This is a genomic window from Paraglaciecola sp. (assembly GCF_051252315.1).
Lineage (GTDB): Bacteria > Pseudomonadota > Gammaproteobacteria > Enterobacterales > Alteromonadaceae > Paraglaciecola.
The window spans coordinates 20,863-40,188 of record NZ_JBPOFP010000018.1 but is presented as its reverse complement, the minus strand read 5'-3'; the positions used below and the strand labels follow the sequence as shown (position 1 = coordinate 40,188).

Here is a 19,326-nt window from a genome sequence, read left to right as displayed (position 1 = left end):
GTGCTTATTATGAGTAGAGATAGTCGCGTCCATTATATGGACAATTTAAGAGCTTTTGCCATGTTACTGGGCATATTCTTTCACGCTGCATTGGCTTACAGTCCAATGATGAATCAACTTTGGCCTGCATCGGATCCGCAAAATTCAGCCGTTGTAGATGTGCTAGCGTTCTTTAGTCATAGCTTTAGAATGCCACTATTTTTTGTTATTGCCGGTTTTTTTGCAGCCTTGTTAGTTAAAAAGCGTGGGCTAGGTGCAATGCTAAAAAACAGATTACAAAGAGTCACTTTGCCACTGGTTATATTTTTACCGCTAGTAATGATAAGTATGGTAGTCATGTTTGGCTGGGCGGTTGAAGCAATTGAGAACAAATCTCCCATGTTAGGCATGGTTGCCATGATGTCGCAAATGCCCGACGCACCGACACCACCACCTAGTACCATGCATTTGTGGTTTTTATACAACCTAACTTTCTTCTATTTGTTAACGGTACTAGTGGTTAAATACTGTAAATTTGATTGGATGCGTAGGATTGTAAATATGCCCAAAACATTCTTATTAATCGCGCCTTTATTACTTGTTCCGGCAGTCGTGTCTCAACATGCGCCTTTACCTGCACCCGAGCAACTCACACCTCAATTATGGGCGTTCGGTTATCATGGGTTATTCTATTTATTTGGTTATGGCCTTTACAAAAACGAAGAATTTTTAGATGCACTTAAGCCGTACTTAGTTATCATGTTGGTGGCTTCCATAGCAGGCTACGGTATTTTTCACAGTACCTTGGGTGGAGAAGTGAGTATGCAACAAGTCATGGAGCAAGCAGGAAAAGGCCCTGAATTGTCATTACATCAAGTAGGCATTTCAGCCTTACAAGCCTATGTCGGCGTCTTTATGAGCCTATTTTTACTGATTGTTAGCAAAACTGTTTTTAATAAACAAAATGCATTTATGCGAGGCGTGGCTAATTCTTCTTATTGGATATACATAGTTCACTTGCCAGTATTATGGGTCATTCAATTCTTACTACTAGACTTGCATTTGCCACTGCTATTGGAGTTTTTGATAAGCTCTTTTGGAACCCTTGCCATAGGCTATATTAGTTACCTAATATTTGTTAAACACACGCCAATTGGTTGGTTATTAAATGGTAGGAGAAAAGCCTCAGATACCAATGTAAACAATGAGCTAATAAAAAGTTAGAATATTTGCAGCTGTAGAAAAATGGGCAACCTTCCAGTTGCCCATTTTCAGTGTCCTCAAACAAATAAATTAATTGCATCTGAGAGGTAAATTTTTTAAACAAACCAATTGTATCGCCTTTGACGAATCGGTATTGTTGGATTAGGTTTAAGCCTAATAGGTTTTAAAAACATGTCGATAATTAAGTATCACAATACACTAATGGGTGAGTCGTCTTATCTTTAAGTTCCATCACATGGCAAAACTCAGATTATTAGTAGCCAGTTTAATGCTTGCATATAATCCTACTGTCACATCTGCCACAAGCGATACACTTGAAATCATTGAAGTCACCTCGCAAAAACGAATTCAACCTGTTCAAGAAATCCCAATATCCATTACCGCCCTTTCTGCAGATACGTTAGAGACTGCCAATATAACTCAAGCAAGTGAAATCGCCAGTTTAATACCAAATGTTAATACAACTCGGTCAATCAGTGGGATAAGCAATTATTATATTAGAGGTGTGGGTATGGATGGTTTTAACTTAACCGCTATACCTGCCGTGGGCCTATACGTTGACGATGTGGCTATTATTAATCCAATGTTAGCTAATTTTGCCCTTTATGATATTAATCGGGTCGAAGTATTAAAAGGCCCGCAAAATACGCTATATGGCAAAAACACAACTGCAGGTGCAATTAATTTCATCTCAAATAATACCAATGATGATGAATTGAATGGTTATGGCCAGATAACATTAGGCAGCCACGAGCAGAAGTTTTTGAATGCAGCCGTTGCTTCAAAATTAACTGAAAAGTTAAACATCAGGCTTGCAGCCTTTTCACATAATCGAGATGGCCTAATAAGCTCTGAAATAAAAGGTAATGACACAAAGTTTAATAACATTAACCAAGATGGCATTCGCTTGAAACTGGCCTATTTATTCACTGAAAACATCGAAATTCAAGCAAGTTTATACGGGGGAAAACAAAATCAAATTGCAGAAGTAAAGTCTGCAATTAGCCCATTAAATAATATGGATATCATTAACTTAAATAATCATGACTTGTCTAAAAACTACTCTTCCATGGTCAATCCAATTAATGACATTGATGCACTAGGTGGCTATTTCAAAGTAAAGGTATCCCAAGAAAATTATTTAATAAACGTAATTAGCTCCTTTGAAAAGGTAAAAACTGCTCGTACCGACGATTGGGGAAGCCAACACCTGCCCTCATCGGTGTTCCAAACAACCACTTATAACTCAACAGACACCAAGTCGTTTTCGCAAGAAGTGCAATTACAATCCGTCGTTAGCAAACAAATCCAATGGATTGTGGGCCTGCTATACAGTCATGAAGATGGTGATTTATTGCAAACAGCGTTGATTGATCCTGCGGGACCGGGTCGTCCAGATGACGAGATAGAAGACGCAGGCATTGGTCCAATGTTTGACCGAGGTGCTTGGGTTGAACATAAAAACAAAACGACATCTCTGTATGCCCAACTTTCAACGCCATTATTGGAAAACCTTAACTTTTCAGCGGGATTGAGATGGACGAACCAAAACCTTACCCCCACAGTTAACTCAGCTGGAATGATGATGGATTTAGTAGGCCAAGAATTCCCTTTAGGCAGTCTAGGTTGGTACAGTTTAGGTAATAACAATTTTAATCGTTTGTCTGATCACATGGGGTTTGAGGGTGTAAACCGGTTTTTGAAGGTTAGCAGTGGATTTCCTGCATCAGCGAAAATTGACGATTCCTTTAATCAATGGGGAGGTAAACTTTCCTTAGATTACAAATTGACACCACAAACTATGGTTTACGCAAATTTATCCCGTGGCTTTAAAATGGGCTCAGTTAATTCAAACCCAACATCCACAGCATATCAAAGCCTGCTTAGTAAAATAGTAGAGCCAGAAACTTTGGTTACCAGTGAACTGGGTGTTAAAAGTACAGTTTTTAATAAAAAAGTGCGAATCAACGCTTCAGTCTTTAATAACCAATGGGAAAACTATCAATTTTTTTTGGTTCATAACCCTGGCAATCCTGCAGATTTATTTGCCTCGTTAGTTAATTTACCAGAGGCAAAGTCAACTGGTGCAGAATTCGACTTGGCTTGGCAACTTTCGTCATCTCTGCGCTTTAATGTTGGTGTAGCCTGGTTAGATAGTAAAGTGACAAATGCTAATTTGGACACTCAAGGCATTCCAGAACAAAATAAGGCAAGTTTCCTAGAACAAGTCCAAGTCGGTAATAAACTGACTAACGCACCTGAGTGGAGTTATCATTTGTCCGCCCACAAAACTTATGAACTAGATACTGGAGACCTTGATTTTAACCTTCATTATTCTTATTTAGGTGAACATATTCATCAGTTGGCTGGTAAACACTCTCAGACATGGATTAAAAACTTCTCTGAAAAGGCAATCGGATTATTATCTGTAAATCTCTTATATTCATTCGGTGATAATAAAGAATATCAAGCATCTCTGTGGGCCAAAAATGTGACAGATAAACAATATTGTTCAGAAAGAGCGATTGCGCCTGGCGCTTCTCCAGATAACATTCGTTTATGCTCTCAAGGGGATCCAAAATCGCTAGGAATTACAGTGAAAGTAATGTTTTAATTAAACTATGAAACAAGAACTAAAACACTTTTTATTCAAAAATTCAAAATACTACTCATTAATAGCGTTGGTATTCGGTTTTTTTTGTTCTGGTTATATATATTATCTAGCGCTAAACCAAGAAAAGACCAACCTTTTAACCCACTATCAACAACGAGCTGAAATCAATGCGAAAGATATAGAAGCTGAATTAAAGCGTTCGTTTTTTCAAGTTTCATCGATAGCCAATCTTTTTTCATCTTCAAGTTATGTGAGTTACGCCGAATTTGAAGAGTTTATAACCCGTGTATTTCCAAACTTCCCTGAGGGTCGGAAGATAAGTGCTATTCGAAGGTTTTCAGCTGACGACAAACATTCGGTATTAGAACAAGTTCGCCAAAATCGAGAGCCTAAGTTTTCTAATTTTGATATTTTTGACTTTGCCCCGCCTAACAATATTTCAGCGGCAACCTTAGTTGATGGTCACTACTCAGTTTTAGCTTACACTTACCCTGATTTAAACGAACAATTTCTTATTGGCAGAAACGTGACACCCGATTCTCCAATTGGCCCGTTAATTTTTCCGGTTATAGAGAGCAAATCACCTTTAATCTCAAACTTCTCTAGTCCCATTAAAGGCATACGTGATGAAGCCTTTATTTTGTACATTATGCCTGTTTTAAGCAAAGTAACCGAAGAAAATCCAAAAGCTGAAGTGATAGGATTAGTTTTATCTAGCCAATTTATTTCCAGCTTTTTTGACAGCAATCTAGAACAGAATGAGTTTTCCTATGCATTAGTTGACCAAAATAATAATCAATACCATTACCCCGCGAAACAGCTTGTTAAACAAAATAAAATTAAGCGAGCTAACGTCAGTTTTAGTTTTCCTATTCAGTTAGTCAATAATCAATTTACACTCGTTATTACTCCAACTAATCAAAACTTAGAACAACCTAATAGCCTACTGTTTATTCTTTTTATTGCTGGAATAGTATTGTCAGCATGTGTTGCTATCGTCATCCATGCTTTGTTATCGATTCAAGGTAACCTAACAAAGGAAGTGACTCGCCAAACATCTGAATTAGTTAAACAAAAAAACGAGCTGAAAAAGAACAATGAACAGTTAGCAAAGGCAGTAAAAAAAGCCAAAGTATCAGAAAATGCAAAATCAGAATTTTTGGCGAATATGAGCCATGAAATCCGCACCCCGTTAAATGGTGTCATTGGGTTAACCGGTTTATTAAAACAGACTAAGTTAGACAAACTACAGCTAGGTTACGTGGATAAGTTAAGTTTCTCCGGCCAACATTTATTAACCGTAATTAACGATATTTTAGATTATTCAAAAATAGAATCAGGGAAAGTCGAGTTAGAAACTAAAGCTTTTTCTATTAACAGTGTCATTGATAATCTAAAGGTATCATTCGATGAAGCTTGTAAGGCAAAAGGTCTAAGCTTTAACGTCAACATTGAAGGAGAGTTTTTCCCAGATTTAATGGGTGATGTATTTAGAATCAATCAAGTGTTAATAAATATTTGCGGGAATGCAATTAAGTTTACCGACACTGGAAAAATCAACGTTGATATATCTATGCAGCCATTAGGTGCGGCTGACGGTCAATTTATAATCTATTTTAAAGTGACTGATACAGGGATAGGCATGTTAGATAGTGAACTTGCTGGATTATTTAATAAGTTCAACCAAGCAGACACCTCTACTACACGAAAATATGGCGGCACTGGCCTAGGATTATCCATTAGCAAAAAGTTGTGTGAAGCCATGAATGGAAACATTGAGGTGACCAGTAAACAAAATGGTGGAAGCTGTTTTACTGCTAGCATGATGATAGAGCTTAACAAAGACGTTATCATCGATGATGACTCTCAATATTTATTTGAGGACAAATTTGAAGTGCTTATTGTCGATGACAATCCTATTGCATTGAGCATAGTTGGAGAATTTTTGACAGGTGCAGGTTTACAGGTAATTAAAGCTCTGTCAGCCAAAGAAGGCTTATCCAAACTTCAAAATAGTGAGCATGATATCAAACTTATTATTTCGGACTGGACAATGCATGAAATGGACGGAGAAAATTTTATCAAACAAGTCAGGCAGTTAGACCTAACAAACATGCCTAAAATTATTATTCTTTCCGCCTATGAAACAGCGAGTATTGAATTAAATATAGCTCAGCTTCCCATACAACACGTATTAAGCAAACCTTGTTCAACAGAACTTTTATTTTCCACTATTAAAGAATGTATGAATGAATCACAAAACCTTTCCAACACTGAAACATTGGAAAACAGACTACTTGATGTCAGCATTTTAGTGGTAGAAGACAATGAAATTAACCAAGTTGTAATCAACCATTTGTTAAGTGATGAAGGGGCGAAGGTGACAACAGCGAACGACGGTAAAGAAGCTATTGATTTAATCAATCAAACCAATAATTTTCAACTCGTTTTAATGGACATTCAAATGCCAGTGATGGATGGAATTCAAGCTACGCTCGCGATTAGAGCCAGTACCGATCCTAAAGTGGCTAATATTCCTATTGTTGCCTTGTCAGCCAATGTACTCGAAGATGAAGTAGCGAGTTACCTTGCAGCAGGAATGAACGCCCATAGTGCAAAGCCAGTTGATATGGAAAAGTTAATAAATATAATCCTACCTCTCATAAAACATTAATTGCACATTCTGCTTGGATTGCGAAAACATATGCCCTTTTGATAAAAACCCAAAGGACATATGCCAAAATTACTTATTAACCTGAATTATGAATAAGAAGTCTCGTTTTAATTAAGTTTATATTTAAAACTCAACTAGTTACCATTCAGACTTGTTATTAAGAGCGATTAACTTACCTTATCTAAGGCTTGACTCACATCTGCAATGATATCGTCAATATTTTCTATGCCGACAGAAATTCGAACCAAGTCGGTACTCACTCCGGCTTTTGCCAACTCTTCTTCACTCAACTGCCTATGGGTGGTTGACGCAGGATGACAGGCCAAAGACTTTGCGTCGCCAATGTTGACTAATCGTAATATCATTTGTAGTGCATCAATAAATTGCGAGCCCCCTTCAAGTCCCCCTTTAACACCAAAACTCAAAATACCGGAAGCTTTACCTTGCGTTGTTTTTTGACACACCTCATTAAAAGGACTATCCGCTAACGCTGCATAGTTGACCCAATTTACTTTAGGGTGATTTTGTAAAAACGCAGCTAACTTTTCAGCATTTTCGCAATGGCGTTCCATTCTTAAGCCCAATGTTTCTAAGCCTTGTAGAATTAAAAATGCGCTATGGGGCGCTAAAGCTGCACCTGTATTTCGTAAAGGCACCACACGGCAACGGCCAATAAAGGCAGCTTCACCTAAAGCTTCGGTATAAACAACACCGTGGTATGAAGGATCCGGTTCGTTCATCATAGGAAAACGCGTTTTATTCCCAACCCAATCAAACTTACCAGAGTCAACTATCATGCCACCAATACTGGTACCATGACCGCCGATATACTTAGTTAATGAATGCACAACTATGTGCGCACCTAACTCAAATGGTCGGCATAAAAATGGTGTGGCAACGGTGTTATCAACAATCAATGGTACACCGTGTTTATTGGCTATTTTTGCCAGAGCCGCAATATCCACAATATTACCGGCGGGATTACCAATAGATTCGCAAAAAATAGCCCGGGTATTCTCATCAATCGCCGCTTCAAATCCAGCAAAATCATCCGCTGAGACCATTCTTGCTTCTATACCTTGCTTTGGTAAGGTATGAGCCAACAAGTTATAGGTTCCTCCGTAAAGTTGGCTAGTACTAACAACGTTAGAACCAACATCACAAATACATTGTAAAGCATAAGTAATTGCAGCCATTCCGGAAGCAACAGCTAGTGCCGCCAATCCACCTTCCATGGCAGCCACTCTTTGCTCAAGTACGTCAGTCGTTGGATTCATAATTCGGGTGTAAATGTTACCCGGAACTTTTAGATCAAATAAATCGGCACCGTGCTGCGTATCATCAAAGGTAAATGAAGTTGTTTGATAAATAGGCACAGCAGCTGCTTTTGTGGTGTCTTCAGAGGTATAACCATGGTGTAACGCAAGAGATTCTAATTTCATACTTCATCCTTAATATAATGTGATTATTTTACATACAATTAACCATTCACTTTACTAGGGAAAAAACAATTTGGCTATGCTAAATGTTCATCCGCAAATAGGGTTTCTTTCGCCCCTATAGCTTGAAAAGAAGCAGGTTTATCGATTTGTTGAGCAATTAAATTGTGAGGTAATTGTGGTGTCATTAAATCGTTAAATACAGTGACATCAGACAAAGTAGAGTCTAACCACATGTCCATAGTGTCATCATCTTGCCTTAACATGAGTGGAGAAGATTTCTGATGGTAATCGCGTAACTTTGCATGTGGCGCAAGGGTAATAATTGAACAAGACAATGCTGACTCTCCCGTGTCTTTATGTCGCCATTCTCGGCACAACCCACCCAAAGCTATGGCACCAAATTCAGCACTAAAATCGGTATACCTAGCTTGCGCTCCTTTTCCTTGAGTTTCACCAAACCCTTTAACGGGTATAATACAACGAGATTGCCTAAAAGCTTTATACCCTGCACTACCTGGGACATTCAACTTGTCATATCGTGTATTAAAACTGGTCCATTTTGATGCCTTAAAACTGGTTTCTGTGGGCTCTAACAACAACCACCAAATGGCCTTATCTAATCTTCGTTGACCGGATACTTCGCGAATAATCGACACTTGATTAGCCACTCGGGTGAATCGATTAAATAACATCTCTTGTTGAATGTCAGATGATGGATCTTGAGGGTATAGTTTTATTCCTAAAGCCTCGCAGAGTTCGCGAACAGCTGGATCATCTATTACATTTAGTCGTCCGCACATATTTGTTTACCCTATAACTTGTTGCTCTTTGCTGAATGTTTTTGCACACACTGCATGACCCAAGTTTTTAGCTGGGCCTCTGATAAACCACCTGACACCCTATCTAACTCTTTTCCCTTGTGGAAAAAGATTAACGTAGGAATACTGCGAATTCCAGCATCTGCCGATATTTGCTGCGCGTGTTCGGTATTTAATTTAGCGAACAATAAACCAGCTGATTGTTTAGCAACGTTTTCGAATACCGGCGCCATCGCTTGGCAAGGGCCACACCAACTCGCCCAAAAATCTACAATGATTGGCATGTCATTACGCTCTATAAAAGCATAAAAATTATTACTACCTAAAACCACTGGCTTTCCTGAATAAACTGTTTTTTGACATTTCCCGCATTTAGCTTCGGCTACCTGCTTATCTTCAGGTAATCGATTGGTAGCAAAACAATGAGAACACACTATATGCATATATATTTCCTAAAACATGACACTTTACATGATACTAATAGACTGTTATTTTGCCTCTAGATTACTCGTTTTAACACTTAAAAAGGAGATATTTGATGATTGTTGCCTCTACCCAACGGGTAGCTGTTTCTTAAAGTAATAGGATTATTTCCTCACTTTTCTCTACCCGTTGTCTTTTGGGTCTGCCCAAGTTGAATTGGTATTAAACCAAATTAATAATTTATGACAACAGGATTTATCATGTCTGAAAAACAGTATTCGCTTAGCCAACTAGGTTGGAAAGCATTTTTTAATCAACAACTTAGCTTAGAAGAGCTAGAACAGTCAAACCCCTACCGGATAACACAAGTATTTCGGAATCGCCTACAAATATGGGGTGAAAGCGGCGAGCTAGACGTATCATTAGCACAGTTTCCCAATTTACAAACCAGTACCATTGGTGACTGGTTATTAATGCCCAATGAGCCATCATTTGCACCACGTTTATTGGAACCTTTAAGTTGTTTTCAACGCAAGTCACCTGGCAGTAACACCAACCAATTGATTGCTTCAAATGTAGACACTGCGTTTATTGTGAGTTCATTTAATCATGACTTTAATCTATCTCGCATTGAAAGGTACTTGGCTTTAACCAAAGAAGCGCAAGTCGACGCTGTGTTAGTCCTGACTAAAGCCGATTTAGTTGACCAAGAAGTACAACAAACTTATCTAGATCAACTGCATGATTTACAATCTCAACTAGTAGTTCTGTGTATCAATGCTAATCAAAGCGAAGATTGTAAGCAGCTAGAAGGTTGGTGTGGAGTGGGTCAAACCTGCGTATTGTTGGGTTCGTCTGGCGTTGGTAAAACCACAATTACCAATTCACTTTGTACTACATCTGAGAAAACAGCGACCATACGCGAAGACGATAGTAAAGGTAGGCATACCACTACAGGTCGTTCACTATTTTTCACTCAAGCTGGAGGCTTATTGTTAGATTGTCCAGGGATGCGAGAGTTACAGCTAACAGATTGTGAAGAAGGTGTAAAAGCGGTATTTGATGATATTCAACAACTTGCAACTAAATGCAAATTTGCTGACTGCGAACATCAATCAGAGCCTCAATGTGCTGTTCAAAAAGCCATTCAATCAGGAGAGCTAGAACAAAGACGACTAATAAACTTTCAAAAAATGTTACGGGAACAGGCTAGAAACTCCATGACAATCGCCCAATCTCATCAAAAAGATCGTGAGTTTGGTCAATTAATCAAGTCCAGCCTCGATGCAAAACGTAATATGCGAAATAGCTGATCCAACATAGGGGCACCTATTCTTCCTTTTAGCTTGAATAGGTGCCATAACTTAGGTCTAAATCAATAAGCGTCATGCAAATTATCTAAAAGCATAACTTTAAAAATAAAATCAATGTTTTACCTTATTAGAAATTAACGATATGTTAACAAATACATGTCAAATAAATGCTCGGTTTTATATGCGAAGTTCCATCTTAATCCTATTTACCTTATTATTTTTATGCTCTGCCTGTGGTGGAGGTGGATCTGACACGGCACCGAATCCTGCACCTCCTCCAGCGCCTGAGCCCACACCGGACCCAGAACCCACTCCAGAGCCTGAACCTGAACCAGAGCCTGAACCAGAACCTGAGCCTGAGCCTGAGCCGACTCCCGATCCCGTCTCAAATAAAGTATTAGTATTTTCTAAAACAGCTGGGTTTAGACATGACTCAATTACAGCAGGTCAAAACATGTTACAAAACTTAGCCGACAAACATAGTTGGCAAGTTACGGTCACAGAAAATGCAGATCGATTTAATGATACCAACTTAGCTCAATATGCAGCGGTAGTCTGGTTAAATACCACGGGAGATGTATTAAACACAGAACAACAGACTGCTTTTGAAACTTACATTGAAGGCGGCGGTGGTTATGTCGGTATTCATGCCGCCAGTGATACTGAGTACAGTTGGCCATGGTACGGCGATTTAGTTGGAGCATATTTCCAATCACATCCGCATATTCAACAAGCTGAATTACAAGTAGAAGACAATGAGCACCTCGCTTCTTTCCATTTAGGCGACACTTGGGAACGTAACGACGAATGGTATAACTTTCAAGAAAACCCTCGCACCCAGGTCAATGTGTTATTAACCTTAGACGAAGACAGTTATAACGCTGGCAACGACGCTATGGGCGATCATCCAATCGCTTGGTATAACACAATCGGTAAAGGCAGATCATTTTACAGTGGTTTAGGCCACACCATTTCTTCATATTCTGAAGAAGCATTCATACAACATATTGAAGGGGCCATCGCCTGGGCCGGAAGGTTAAAATTAGCGGTTCCTCAATGGAGTGGGCCTGCTCCATCTGATGCTCAATTCTCGACAAAGGTATTAGGTAGTTCTATTAATCAGCCTCAAGAATTAGACATTTCGATTGATGGTGAAATCTATGTGATTGGTCGCTTAGGAGCGTTTTATGCAATGCAAGACAACACCTTAATAGAAACGTCTTCCATACAGGTAAATGCGATACATGAAGGTGGCTTAATTGGTTTTGCCCTAGATCCTAATTTCAAACAAAACCGATATGCCTACTTCCATTATACCCATCCTAGCTTGGCTCAGCATAATGTTAGTCGTATTCCGATTAACACTGATCAGTCATTAGATTTAGATCAAGAAGTAATTATTTTGAGCTATCCTGTGCAGTTATCTCAATGTTGTCACACTGCTGGTTCACTGGTTTTCGACACAGAACAAAATTTGTATATTGCGACCGGTGACAATACTAATCCATTTGCGTCTGAAGGTTATGCCCCCATTGACGAACAAACTGGAAGAAGTGCCTGGGATGCACAAAAATCCTCATCTAACACTAATGATTTACGCGGAAAAATACTCAGGATCCGTCCAACAGAGGATGGAAGTTACCAAATACCAGCAGGTAACTTATTTGCAGAAGATTCTGAACACAGGGCTGAAATTTACGTTATGGGCAATAGAAATCCCTACCGCATTACCATTGACTCTGCCGATAACGCCCTTATTTGGGCTGATATAGGACCAGACGCAGGTAGTTCAAACCCTAATAGAGGGCCATCTGGTGTTGATGAAATTAACAAAACATTATCGGCGGGTAATTTTGGCTGGCCTTATTTTACAGGTAACAATGCCCCATATAATGATTACAACTTTGCAACGAGAACATCAGCCAATAAATTTGATCCAAGCAATGTACAAAATGATTCCCCGAACAATACGGGTGCTACAGAGTTACCAGATACACAAGCTTCATGGGTAACACTCAGTCATAGAGCCCTAATGGTTGCTGACGTATACCGTTATAATTCCAATATCGTAGATGCACATAAGTTACCGAGTTATTTTGATGGCAAATTGTTGTATTGGAATTTTAACAATGACCGAATGTTTGAAGCCGACGTAGAACAAACCACTCCTACTTTACGTCAATGGTTAAATACATCGGTTTTAGCCGGTATTATTGACGGAAAAATTTCGCCACACAATAATCGTTTATACCTGATTTCATATGGCGGTAATTGCTGTGGAAAACCAAATGATGCAGGACTTCTAGTAGAGGTAAACTACACACATGATGGTGTAGGCGGCAACCTACCTAATAACCCGTCTATTACCAGTTATGCTATTAATGCTGGAGGTGATGCTTATACAGCGCTAGACGGTACTGAATATCAAGCGGATAACTATTTTTCTGGGGGCAGTCAAGCGGGAGGAACAAACTCTATTCAATCCACAGAAGATGATACGATTTATCAGTCCCATCATTGGCAAAATGGGAATATGGCTTACGCCTTACCGATCCGCAATGGCGAGTACAATGTCACCCTACAATTTGCTGAAACCTTTCACACACAAGTAGGTACACGCTCTTTTCATGTCGATGTAGAGAATCAAAGAAAAATTACTAACTTAGATCTCATTGCCAGTGCGGGAATTAATACAGCCTACGACCAGACATTTTCTGTGGAAGTCACCGATGGGTTACTTAACTTAGATTTTTTCCCTGTTGTTGAAAACCCTATGATTAGTGGCATTAAAGTGACGCCAAAACCCATGTTTACTGATAATGAACAGATACTAATCATTGCGTCTCAAAATGGCCAATACTTAGGTACGAACTCTGACACGTCTGGATTAAGCGCAATATTTGAAATTGCTTTAGAAGCACAGACTTTTATCATTGAAGAAGACGAAAATGGTTATGTTCGACTAAGGTCTCTGGCAGATAACCAATACATCATTGTAGAAGAGGATGGTAAATTAAACTTTACGCCATCAGCGACAACTGATAATTCACTATTTTTAATTATACAAAATGAAGATGGTTCTTTTGCTCTGCAGGCTAAATCCAGTGGTATGTATTTACAATTTAATTCAAACGATAATAGTTTACGTGCAACAGCAGAAGAACTTAGTCCCTTGACCCAGTTAACAATTTCAAGTGCGGAAATTTGTGAACCAGGTAACGGATATGCGATTGAATGCCGCCCCAATGCTAAACCATATTTAGACATGCCTGTTATCGCTAATGGCGACTTTAGTAATGTACCGACGTTATTGTCGCAAACCGGTGCATTTACTGACACTGCCAATATGACTCCCTCAAATAGCCTTATTCCCTATGAGCCAATCGCCACCTTGTGGTCTGATAGAGCCGAAAAATTACGTTGGGTATCAATTCCCTCAGGTAAAAAAGTAATCTGGGATGAAGAGGGTAAATGGCAATGGCCAGCAGGAACTGTGTTTGTAAAACACTTTGCCCTACCCACAGATGTCAATGAACCAGAACAACTAAAACGCCTTGAAACTAGGTTAGTTGTAGTGCGAGAAAACGGCTTATTGTATGGCGTTACATATAAATGGCGAGATGATAATTCAGACGCTGAGTTACTCACCACAGCTGTTGAGGAAGAGATAAGTGTTGTATTAGATGATGGAAACCAAATACAAACTTGGACCTACCCAAGCCCAGAAGATTGCTTAAATTGTCACAATGAAGAAGCCAAAGGTATTCTAGGCGTAAAAACAGCTTCGCTAAATAGTCCCTACCTTTTTCGTTCGAATATTCTCGACAATCAACTTAAAACTTGGAATCAATTACACATCTTTTCCAACCCTTTCAGTTCTGAACAAATCGCAGATTTTCCTGCACATGCCAATATAAGTGACACAACAAAAACATTGGAACATAGAATGCGTTCATACTGGGATATTAATTGTGCATCCTGCCATGGACCTCAGGGTATTGCTTCAAAGTGGGATGCAAGATATGAAACGCCTATGGATGAGCAAGGAGTGATCAATGGGGAGTTAGCCGATCAACGAGACTACTTAGTTGATTATGGCTTGGCCAATCCCTATGTAGTTTCACCTAAAAACCCAGAGAATTCTATTTTGTACATTCGGGACAAAAGTGCAGATCCTGAAGACAGAATGCCCCCATTGGGTAGAAACTTAGTAGACCAAGAATATATTGATTTACTTAAACAATGGATTGATAGTTTACCAGACTAGCAAGAAGTCCCAATTAATAGTAAAAATAGTGCTAAGGCTGCCGAACTTATAGTTCTGCGCTCTAGCACTAATTTTAAATAGCCTGAACTCGACGTTTGGACTCCACCACCTCGCTTTAGCTAAAGTGGTGTCGACCAAAACCAAAGGATTCCATACATCGAGCTAAGGTTAAATAAAGTAATTACGCCTGATTTGGAATTACCCTCAACTCTACGCGCCTATTTTGTTTTCTCCCCTCTACTGAAGAGTTATCCCCAATTGCTTGAGTTTCACCAAATCCAAGGGTTTGTAAACGACTTTGCTCGACTTGAGTTGAAATTAAATAATTTGCCACACTATTCGCTCGTTGAATTGACAGAGTCTGATTATATTGAGCGTCACCTTGTGAGTCTGTATGTCCCTCAATGCTTAACTTGGTTTTTTCATAGCGGTTTAATACCTTAGCCACGTCTTCTAAAACAGGGTAAAAGTCAGTGACAATATCTGCTTGTCCTATCGCAAAGGTAATATTACCTGGAATAGACAATCTAATACTGTCGCCCTCTCTATACACTTCAACACCGCTATCAGCTAATTCGTCACGAAAGGCTTGTTCTTGTTTATCCATATACGCGCCTATAGCACTCCCCGCCAATGCACCTAAAGCGGCTCCCCAAACATAACGTTTTTTGTCATGGTCACCAGTTCCTTTACCAGCAATAGCCCCTATCACAGCACCAATTGCTGCACCGGATTGTGTGTTGTTCATGGTCGATTGGCACCCAGAAAAAAGCACAGTGGCTACAACAGTAGTAATTAAAGGTTTATTGAATGGTCGAGTTAAAATCATGTATTTTCCTATTTCATTATTATTGTTGAGAGGATACAGCAGAAACAGCTCCACAACGAACATGCTTTAACATCAGGTATCGATAAATAATCCCCTTACGACTAATAGCACAATTAAGTAAACCTATGGGTAGGTCACGCCGAGTTTCCGATTGAGTTTTTTAAAAAATGAATTGATAGCTTAAATTAGGTATTAACACAGTGCCTGCTAAACAAAGTAGCGACGGTATGACTTTTAATTAACCAAGTCTTGCCTTAAACTAATCAACATTTACCTTAGGAATAATGTCTAATAAATCAGTCACACCAATATCAATCCCTATTTGATTAAACAAGGTAGATACCTGACCTCTATGGTGAGTTTGATGATTAAATAAATGCTGAACCAAAAATCCGAAATTTTTGGAAAAACTTTCTCCTTTAACGTTGTTAAACGCTAACGGAGAATTAATTAACTTCTCCGTAAGTTGGTGGGTAAAACCTTGAATATCTTGGTCAACCTTAAACCTAGATTTAGCCAGTAACACTAGGTCATCAAAAATAACGGCATCTAGAGAAGCAGGCCTTTCCATGGCTACAATATCATCTAATGATGTTAGCTCATGACTGGCTTTAGCAAACCGTTGTAACCAAATAATATCGCCCACTAAAATGTGATTAAGTGTGCCTAAAATAGATCCAAAAAAAGCTCCTCTATCTGCAGTCAACTCTGGTTGTTTGAGTTTAAAAGAAGCAGCATAAATCTGCTTATTCATGTGCAGATTATATTCAGCCATCAGTTTAAAGTTTGCTATCAAAGACATCTAGATTATCTAATTAGAAGTGACAAAATGTAAGGTCATCTAGATTAAGTAAAAATGCCTTAGGAGTAAATACGGCCACATAAAAATTAAGAGAATAAATTTAACCATATTAAATCAATCAGTATGTGTATAATTATTAATCAACACCAAGCTATTATATGGATTTAGTTATGCCGATTACCTTAACATTATTCAACTTGGACAGAATAAACCTCAAGTTTGATTGGATACGCCATATCCTTTCTATATATTCTGATTTAATTGCAGTCATATTATTAGTGACTGTTTACTTATCTTATAATCATTATCAACATCAAAGCAGAATGGAGCTCATTCACCAACCTAAGGTAAATGATTTTTATTTTATTGATTATCATGCTGTAAATAAGTCTTCCAATGTGAAATATCGGTATGTGCCTATAAAAATATTGTCGATAAACCAAGACACAATAGAATTTAAATTAGGCAATATTGCTCACACAACGCCCATTAGTGGAAACGACCACGTAAAATTCGACGCACCTATGCGACGTAATTATTACCGCAAAGATAACCTTATTGTTCCGCGTCAAACCATACTAGAATGGGTTGATACAGGTATTCTGTATGATATTGCCAGACCTAGGAATGTCTATATCAATGGTTCAATTGTGATGCCATTAAGAGATCTAATCCCAGAAGATTAAAATTTAAACACATAGTCCATAACTCATAACCCAAGGGTTAATGTTGCTGGTATAGACAACATAAATAAACCCAATTTAATACAGAACAAAACCCGTGACCATTCTATGGAAACGGGCTAATTTAAGTTTTAAATTAATAGGCTAATTAAAAACGAATTGACACTCCTAACCCAGGAAACATTTCATCAGGAAACTCATAGTCAGGTGTAAAGTCGGTGTAATCCGCATTCCACTCTTCTTCTTGTAAACGTTGGGTACCTAATAAGTTTAGAATGTCTAAATAAGCGTTAACTGGAACTCCAAACAAGCTAGTATAATAATCCACTCTCACATCAATTCTATGCCCAGCAGACCGCCTTAGTGCGTTAAATTCACCATAAGAGGGTTCATAAAACAAAGGCTCATCCGACACATTAGACGGATTATCAGCATTAGAATAAACTGGAGTAGCCCCAAGTAACTCAGTGTAACGTCGGCCGCTTCTATAGGTCCATTTAATACCAAAATGCCAATTGTCATTCCATTGATATTTAGCCACTAAATTGGCAATAACCGGAATATCAAACTCATAATTGATAGTTTTATCTGTTAATCCATTTTTTCTCTCGGTTTTGGTATAGGCCAACGAAAACCAACCATACCAATCATCCACTAAGGCTTTATTCACTAACAACTCAGCACCTACTGCAGTACCTTCACCTGCATCACTGTAGGCATGGGTATTTTCAGTAGAGGCGCCAGTGTTTGGAATGGGTAAATTCTTAAGTTGTTTATAATAGGTATCGAGTTTCCAATCCCAGCCATTTTTTAAGGATTGTTCATAGGTCAGTCCAACCATAGTCGCTTCACTTAAAGATAAACTAGGGTTGCCAAATACAGGGCTTAACAGATTTGTATCACGAAACCACTGGTGGTAACGGCCAGCAGAAATATGCATTTTCTGGTTTTGGCTAAGTTTGTAACTTGCGGAAGCTCTTGGCTCAATCTTAGTTTCATCGGTAAAATCGTCACGACTTGCTGCCAAGGTAAACTCAGCATCCCACTTAGGACTTAAAGGAACAAGCCAATCTGTATACAAGGACATAGAATTCACATCAATGTCGACGAGATCTTCAACAATAGGAAACAAAGAGCTCGATTGGCAGGTAGAGAACTCTGCAACACAGGTCTGCAAACGGCTTTTATTTGAATGTGTTAATGCTTGTTTACGATATTGTCCTCCCCAGTTAAGGGTACCAACAGAAATATTACTGATGGTTTTCCATTTGAATAAGGTTTCTTTGGTTTCTGAAACGCTTTGCTCCACTAACCCTTCACCGATATCAATTTTAGTGTCTAGTATATTTAATGCTAATCGCGTATCGCCCAAAGCAGACTGATTGTCCCATAATAGGCCAACATTATCGTATTTAGAGGTAAACCCTTCGCCAATGGCTAAATCTGGGTTTCGCAGTACTTCGTTAGCGTTAGGCTTAAAATCTGTACGTACAATATCCTCCGCGCCAGTAGCCACTAATCGAATGGTATTGTTAGCATTAACGTCCCAAACCAACTTACTTTGATAATCATGATTTCTAGGTGGTGTTGAGAACACAAAATCTTCATCTTCAACAATATCGTCAATAAAATTATGTATTAAGGATTCTCGGTAGGAGGCATAAAATGCCAAGTTATTAGCGATAGGTGTCTCAAATAAAATCCCAGAACGAATCTGACTTATATCGAGCACTAAATTAGTTTCTTCAAAAGAAGGATCACGCAAACCAGTTTCAATCACGCCTCCAATAGAATCGTTGTATTGCCCTGACCAACTTGACGTTTGTAAATCAAAGGTATCTACCAATTCAGGGTTGAATACACTCATTCCTTCTCGGTGAAATACATATCCAACCGGCAAAAAATCACTTTGATATTGATTGTCTCCTGGCGAACTTCCTCTAATCGCCGGTTGGGCGATGGGTCCACCACTAGCAGGTAAAGCCAACACCACGCCAGGCAAAGCATCTAAGGCTTTAAGCGGGTCGCCTAATCCTCCTGGCATGGTGGTAATTTGTTCTGAAGAAATATGGATACCTTGAGGCCTTGATGAAATAACTTCAATTTTTTCCACTTGGGTTTGTTCAGAAGTTTGACTGCTTTCTTGTGCAGCCACTTCTGTTAAACCTACACATAAGATAACGCTTACCCATTTACTGTTTTTCATATTCAAACCCTTAGTTAATTCCTAGGGCAAGAATGCCAGCGTGTGCGTCAAG

Annotated in this window: 12 protein-coding genes; 6 read left to right on the top strand and 6 right to left on the bottom strand. The window is 38.9% G+C overall.

Going from position 1 to position 19,326, the window contains the following annotated elements; translation table 11 throughout:
- Nucleotides 1–9: 9 nt before the first annotated feature.
- From ACSHXM_RS05515 to ACSHXM_RS05505, 3 genes are all read left to right on the top strand, one after another.
- Nucleotides 10–1,203: an acyltransferase family protein gene (locus ACSHXM_RS05515; RefSeq protein WP_435687738.1), complete on the top strand. Its 1,194-nt coding sequence runs from the start codon at nucleotides 10–12 to the stop codon at nucleotides 1,201–1,203.
- Between the two features lie 235 nt (nucleotides 1,204–1,438).
- Entirely contained in the window at nucleotides 1,439–3,817 is a 2,379-nt protein-coding gene (locus ACSHXM_RS05510) for a TonB-dependent receptor (protein WP_435687737.1), read from the top strand.
- 7 nt (nucleotides 3,818–3,824) lie between these two features.
- Nucleotides 3,825–6,491 (top strand): response regulator, encoded by a 2,667-nt coding sequence (locus ACSHXM_RS05505; RefSeq protein WP_435687736.1) that lies wholly within the window; start codon nucleotides 3,825–3,827, stop codon nucleotides 6,489–6,491.
- A 167-nt stretch (nucleotides 6,492–6,658) separates the two neighbouring features.
- Here ACSHXM_RS05505 and ACSHXM_RS05500 read toward each other — a convergent pair whose 3' ends face one another.
- From ACSHXM_RS05500 to trxC, 3 genes are all read right to left on the bottom strand, one after another.
- Nucleotides 6,659–7,933 (bottom strand): O-acetylhomoserine aminocarboxypropyltransferase/cysteine synthase family protein, encoded by a 1,275-nt coding sequence (locus ACSHXM_RS05500; protein WP_435687735.1) that lies wholly within the window; start codon nucleotides 7,931–7,933, stop codon nucleotides 6,659–6,661.
- A 74-nt stretch (nucleotides 7,934–8,007) separates the two neighbouring features.
- The gene (locus ACSHXM_RS05495) at nucleotides 8,008–8,733 is read right to left on the bottom strand and encodes an SOS response-associated peptidase family protein (RefSeq protein WP_435687734.1); all 726 of its coding nucleotides are present in this window, start codon (nucleotides 8,731–8,733) and stop codon (nucleotides 8,008–8,010) included.
- A gap of 11 nt (nucleotides 8,734–8,744) precedes the next feature.
- Nucleotides 8,745–9,194, bottom strand: coding sequence for a thioredoxin TrxC (gene trxC / locus ACSHXM_RS05490; RefSeq protein WP_435687733.1), 450 nt, complete (start codon nucleotides 9,192–9,194; stop codon nucleotides 8,745–8,747).
- Between the two features lie 240 nt (nucleotides 9,195–9,434).
- Between trxC and rsgA the strand changes: the two genes are divergently transcribed.
- Both rsgA and ACSHXM_RS05480 read left to right on the top strand, forming a co-directional pair.
- Complete coding sequence (gene rsgA / locus ACSHXM_RS05485; protein WP_435687732.1) at nucleotides 9,435–10,487, top strand: ribosome small subunit-dependent GTPase A; 1,053 nt, start codon at nucleotides 9,435–9,437, stop codon at nucleotides 10,485–10,487.
- Between the two features lie 181 nt (nucleotides 10,488–10,668).
- The gene (locus ACSHXM_RS05480; RefSeq protein ID WP_435687731.1) at nucleotides 10,669–14,754 is read left to right on the top strand and encodes a ThuA domain-containing protein; all 4,086 of its coding nucleotides are present in this window, start codon (nucleotides 10,669–10,671) and stop codon (nucleotides 14,752–14,754) included.
- 181 nt (nucleotides 14,755–14,935) lie between these two features.
- Here ACSHXM_RS05480 and ACSHXM_RS05475 read toward each other — a convergent pair whose 3' ends face one another.
- Together ACSHXM_RS05475 and ACSHXM_RS05470 are read right to left on the bottom strand one after the other, a co-directional pair.
- Entirely contained in the window at nucleotides 14,936–15,583 is a 648-nt protein-coding gene (locus ACSHXM_RS05475; protein WP_435687730.1) for an OmpA family protein, read from the bottom strand.
- 259 nt (nucleotides 15,584–15,842) lie between these two features.
- Nucleotides 15,843–16,385 carry a DinB family protein gene (locus ACSHXM_RS05470; protein WP_435687729.1) on the bottom strand — a complete coding sequence of 181 codons (543 nt, stop codon included), beginning with the start codon at nucleotides 16,383–16,385 and terminating at the stop codon, nucleotides 15,843–15,845.
- Between the two features lie 170 nt (nucleotides 16,386–16,555).
- Here ACSHXM_RS05470 and ACSHXM_RS05465 point away from each other — a divergent pair, with 170 nt between their 5' ends.
- On the top strand, nucleotides 16,556–17,071 hold the full coding sequence (locus tag ACSHXM_RS05465; protein ID WP_435687728.1) for a hypothetical protein: 516 nt from the start codon (nucleotides 16,556–16,558) through the stop codon (nucleotides 17,069–17,071).
- Nucleotides 17,072–17,216: 145 nt separating this feature from the next.
- Here the strand turns inward: ACSHXM_RS05465 and ACSHXM_RS05460 are convergent, their stop codons facing one another.
- Complete coding sequence (locus ACSHXM_RS05460; RefSeq protein WP_435687727.1) at nucleotides 17,217–19,274, bottom strand: TonB-dependent receptor plug domain-containing protein; 2,058 nt, start codon at nucleotides 19,272–19,274, stop codon at nucleotides 17,217–17,219.
- Nucleotides 19,275–19,326: the final 52 nt, after the last annotated feature.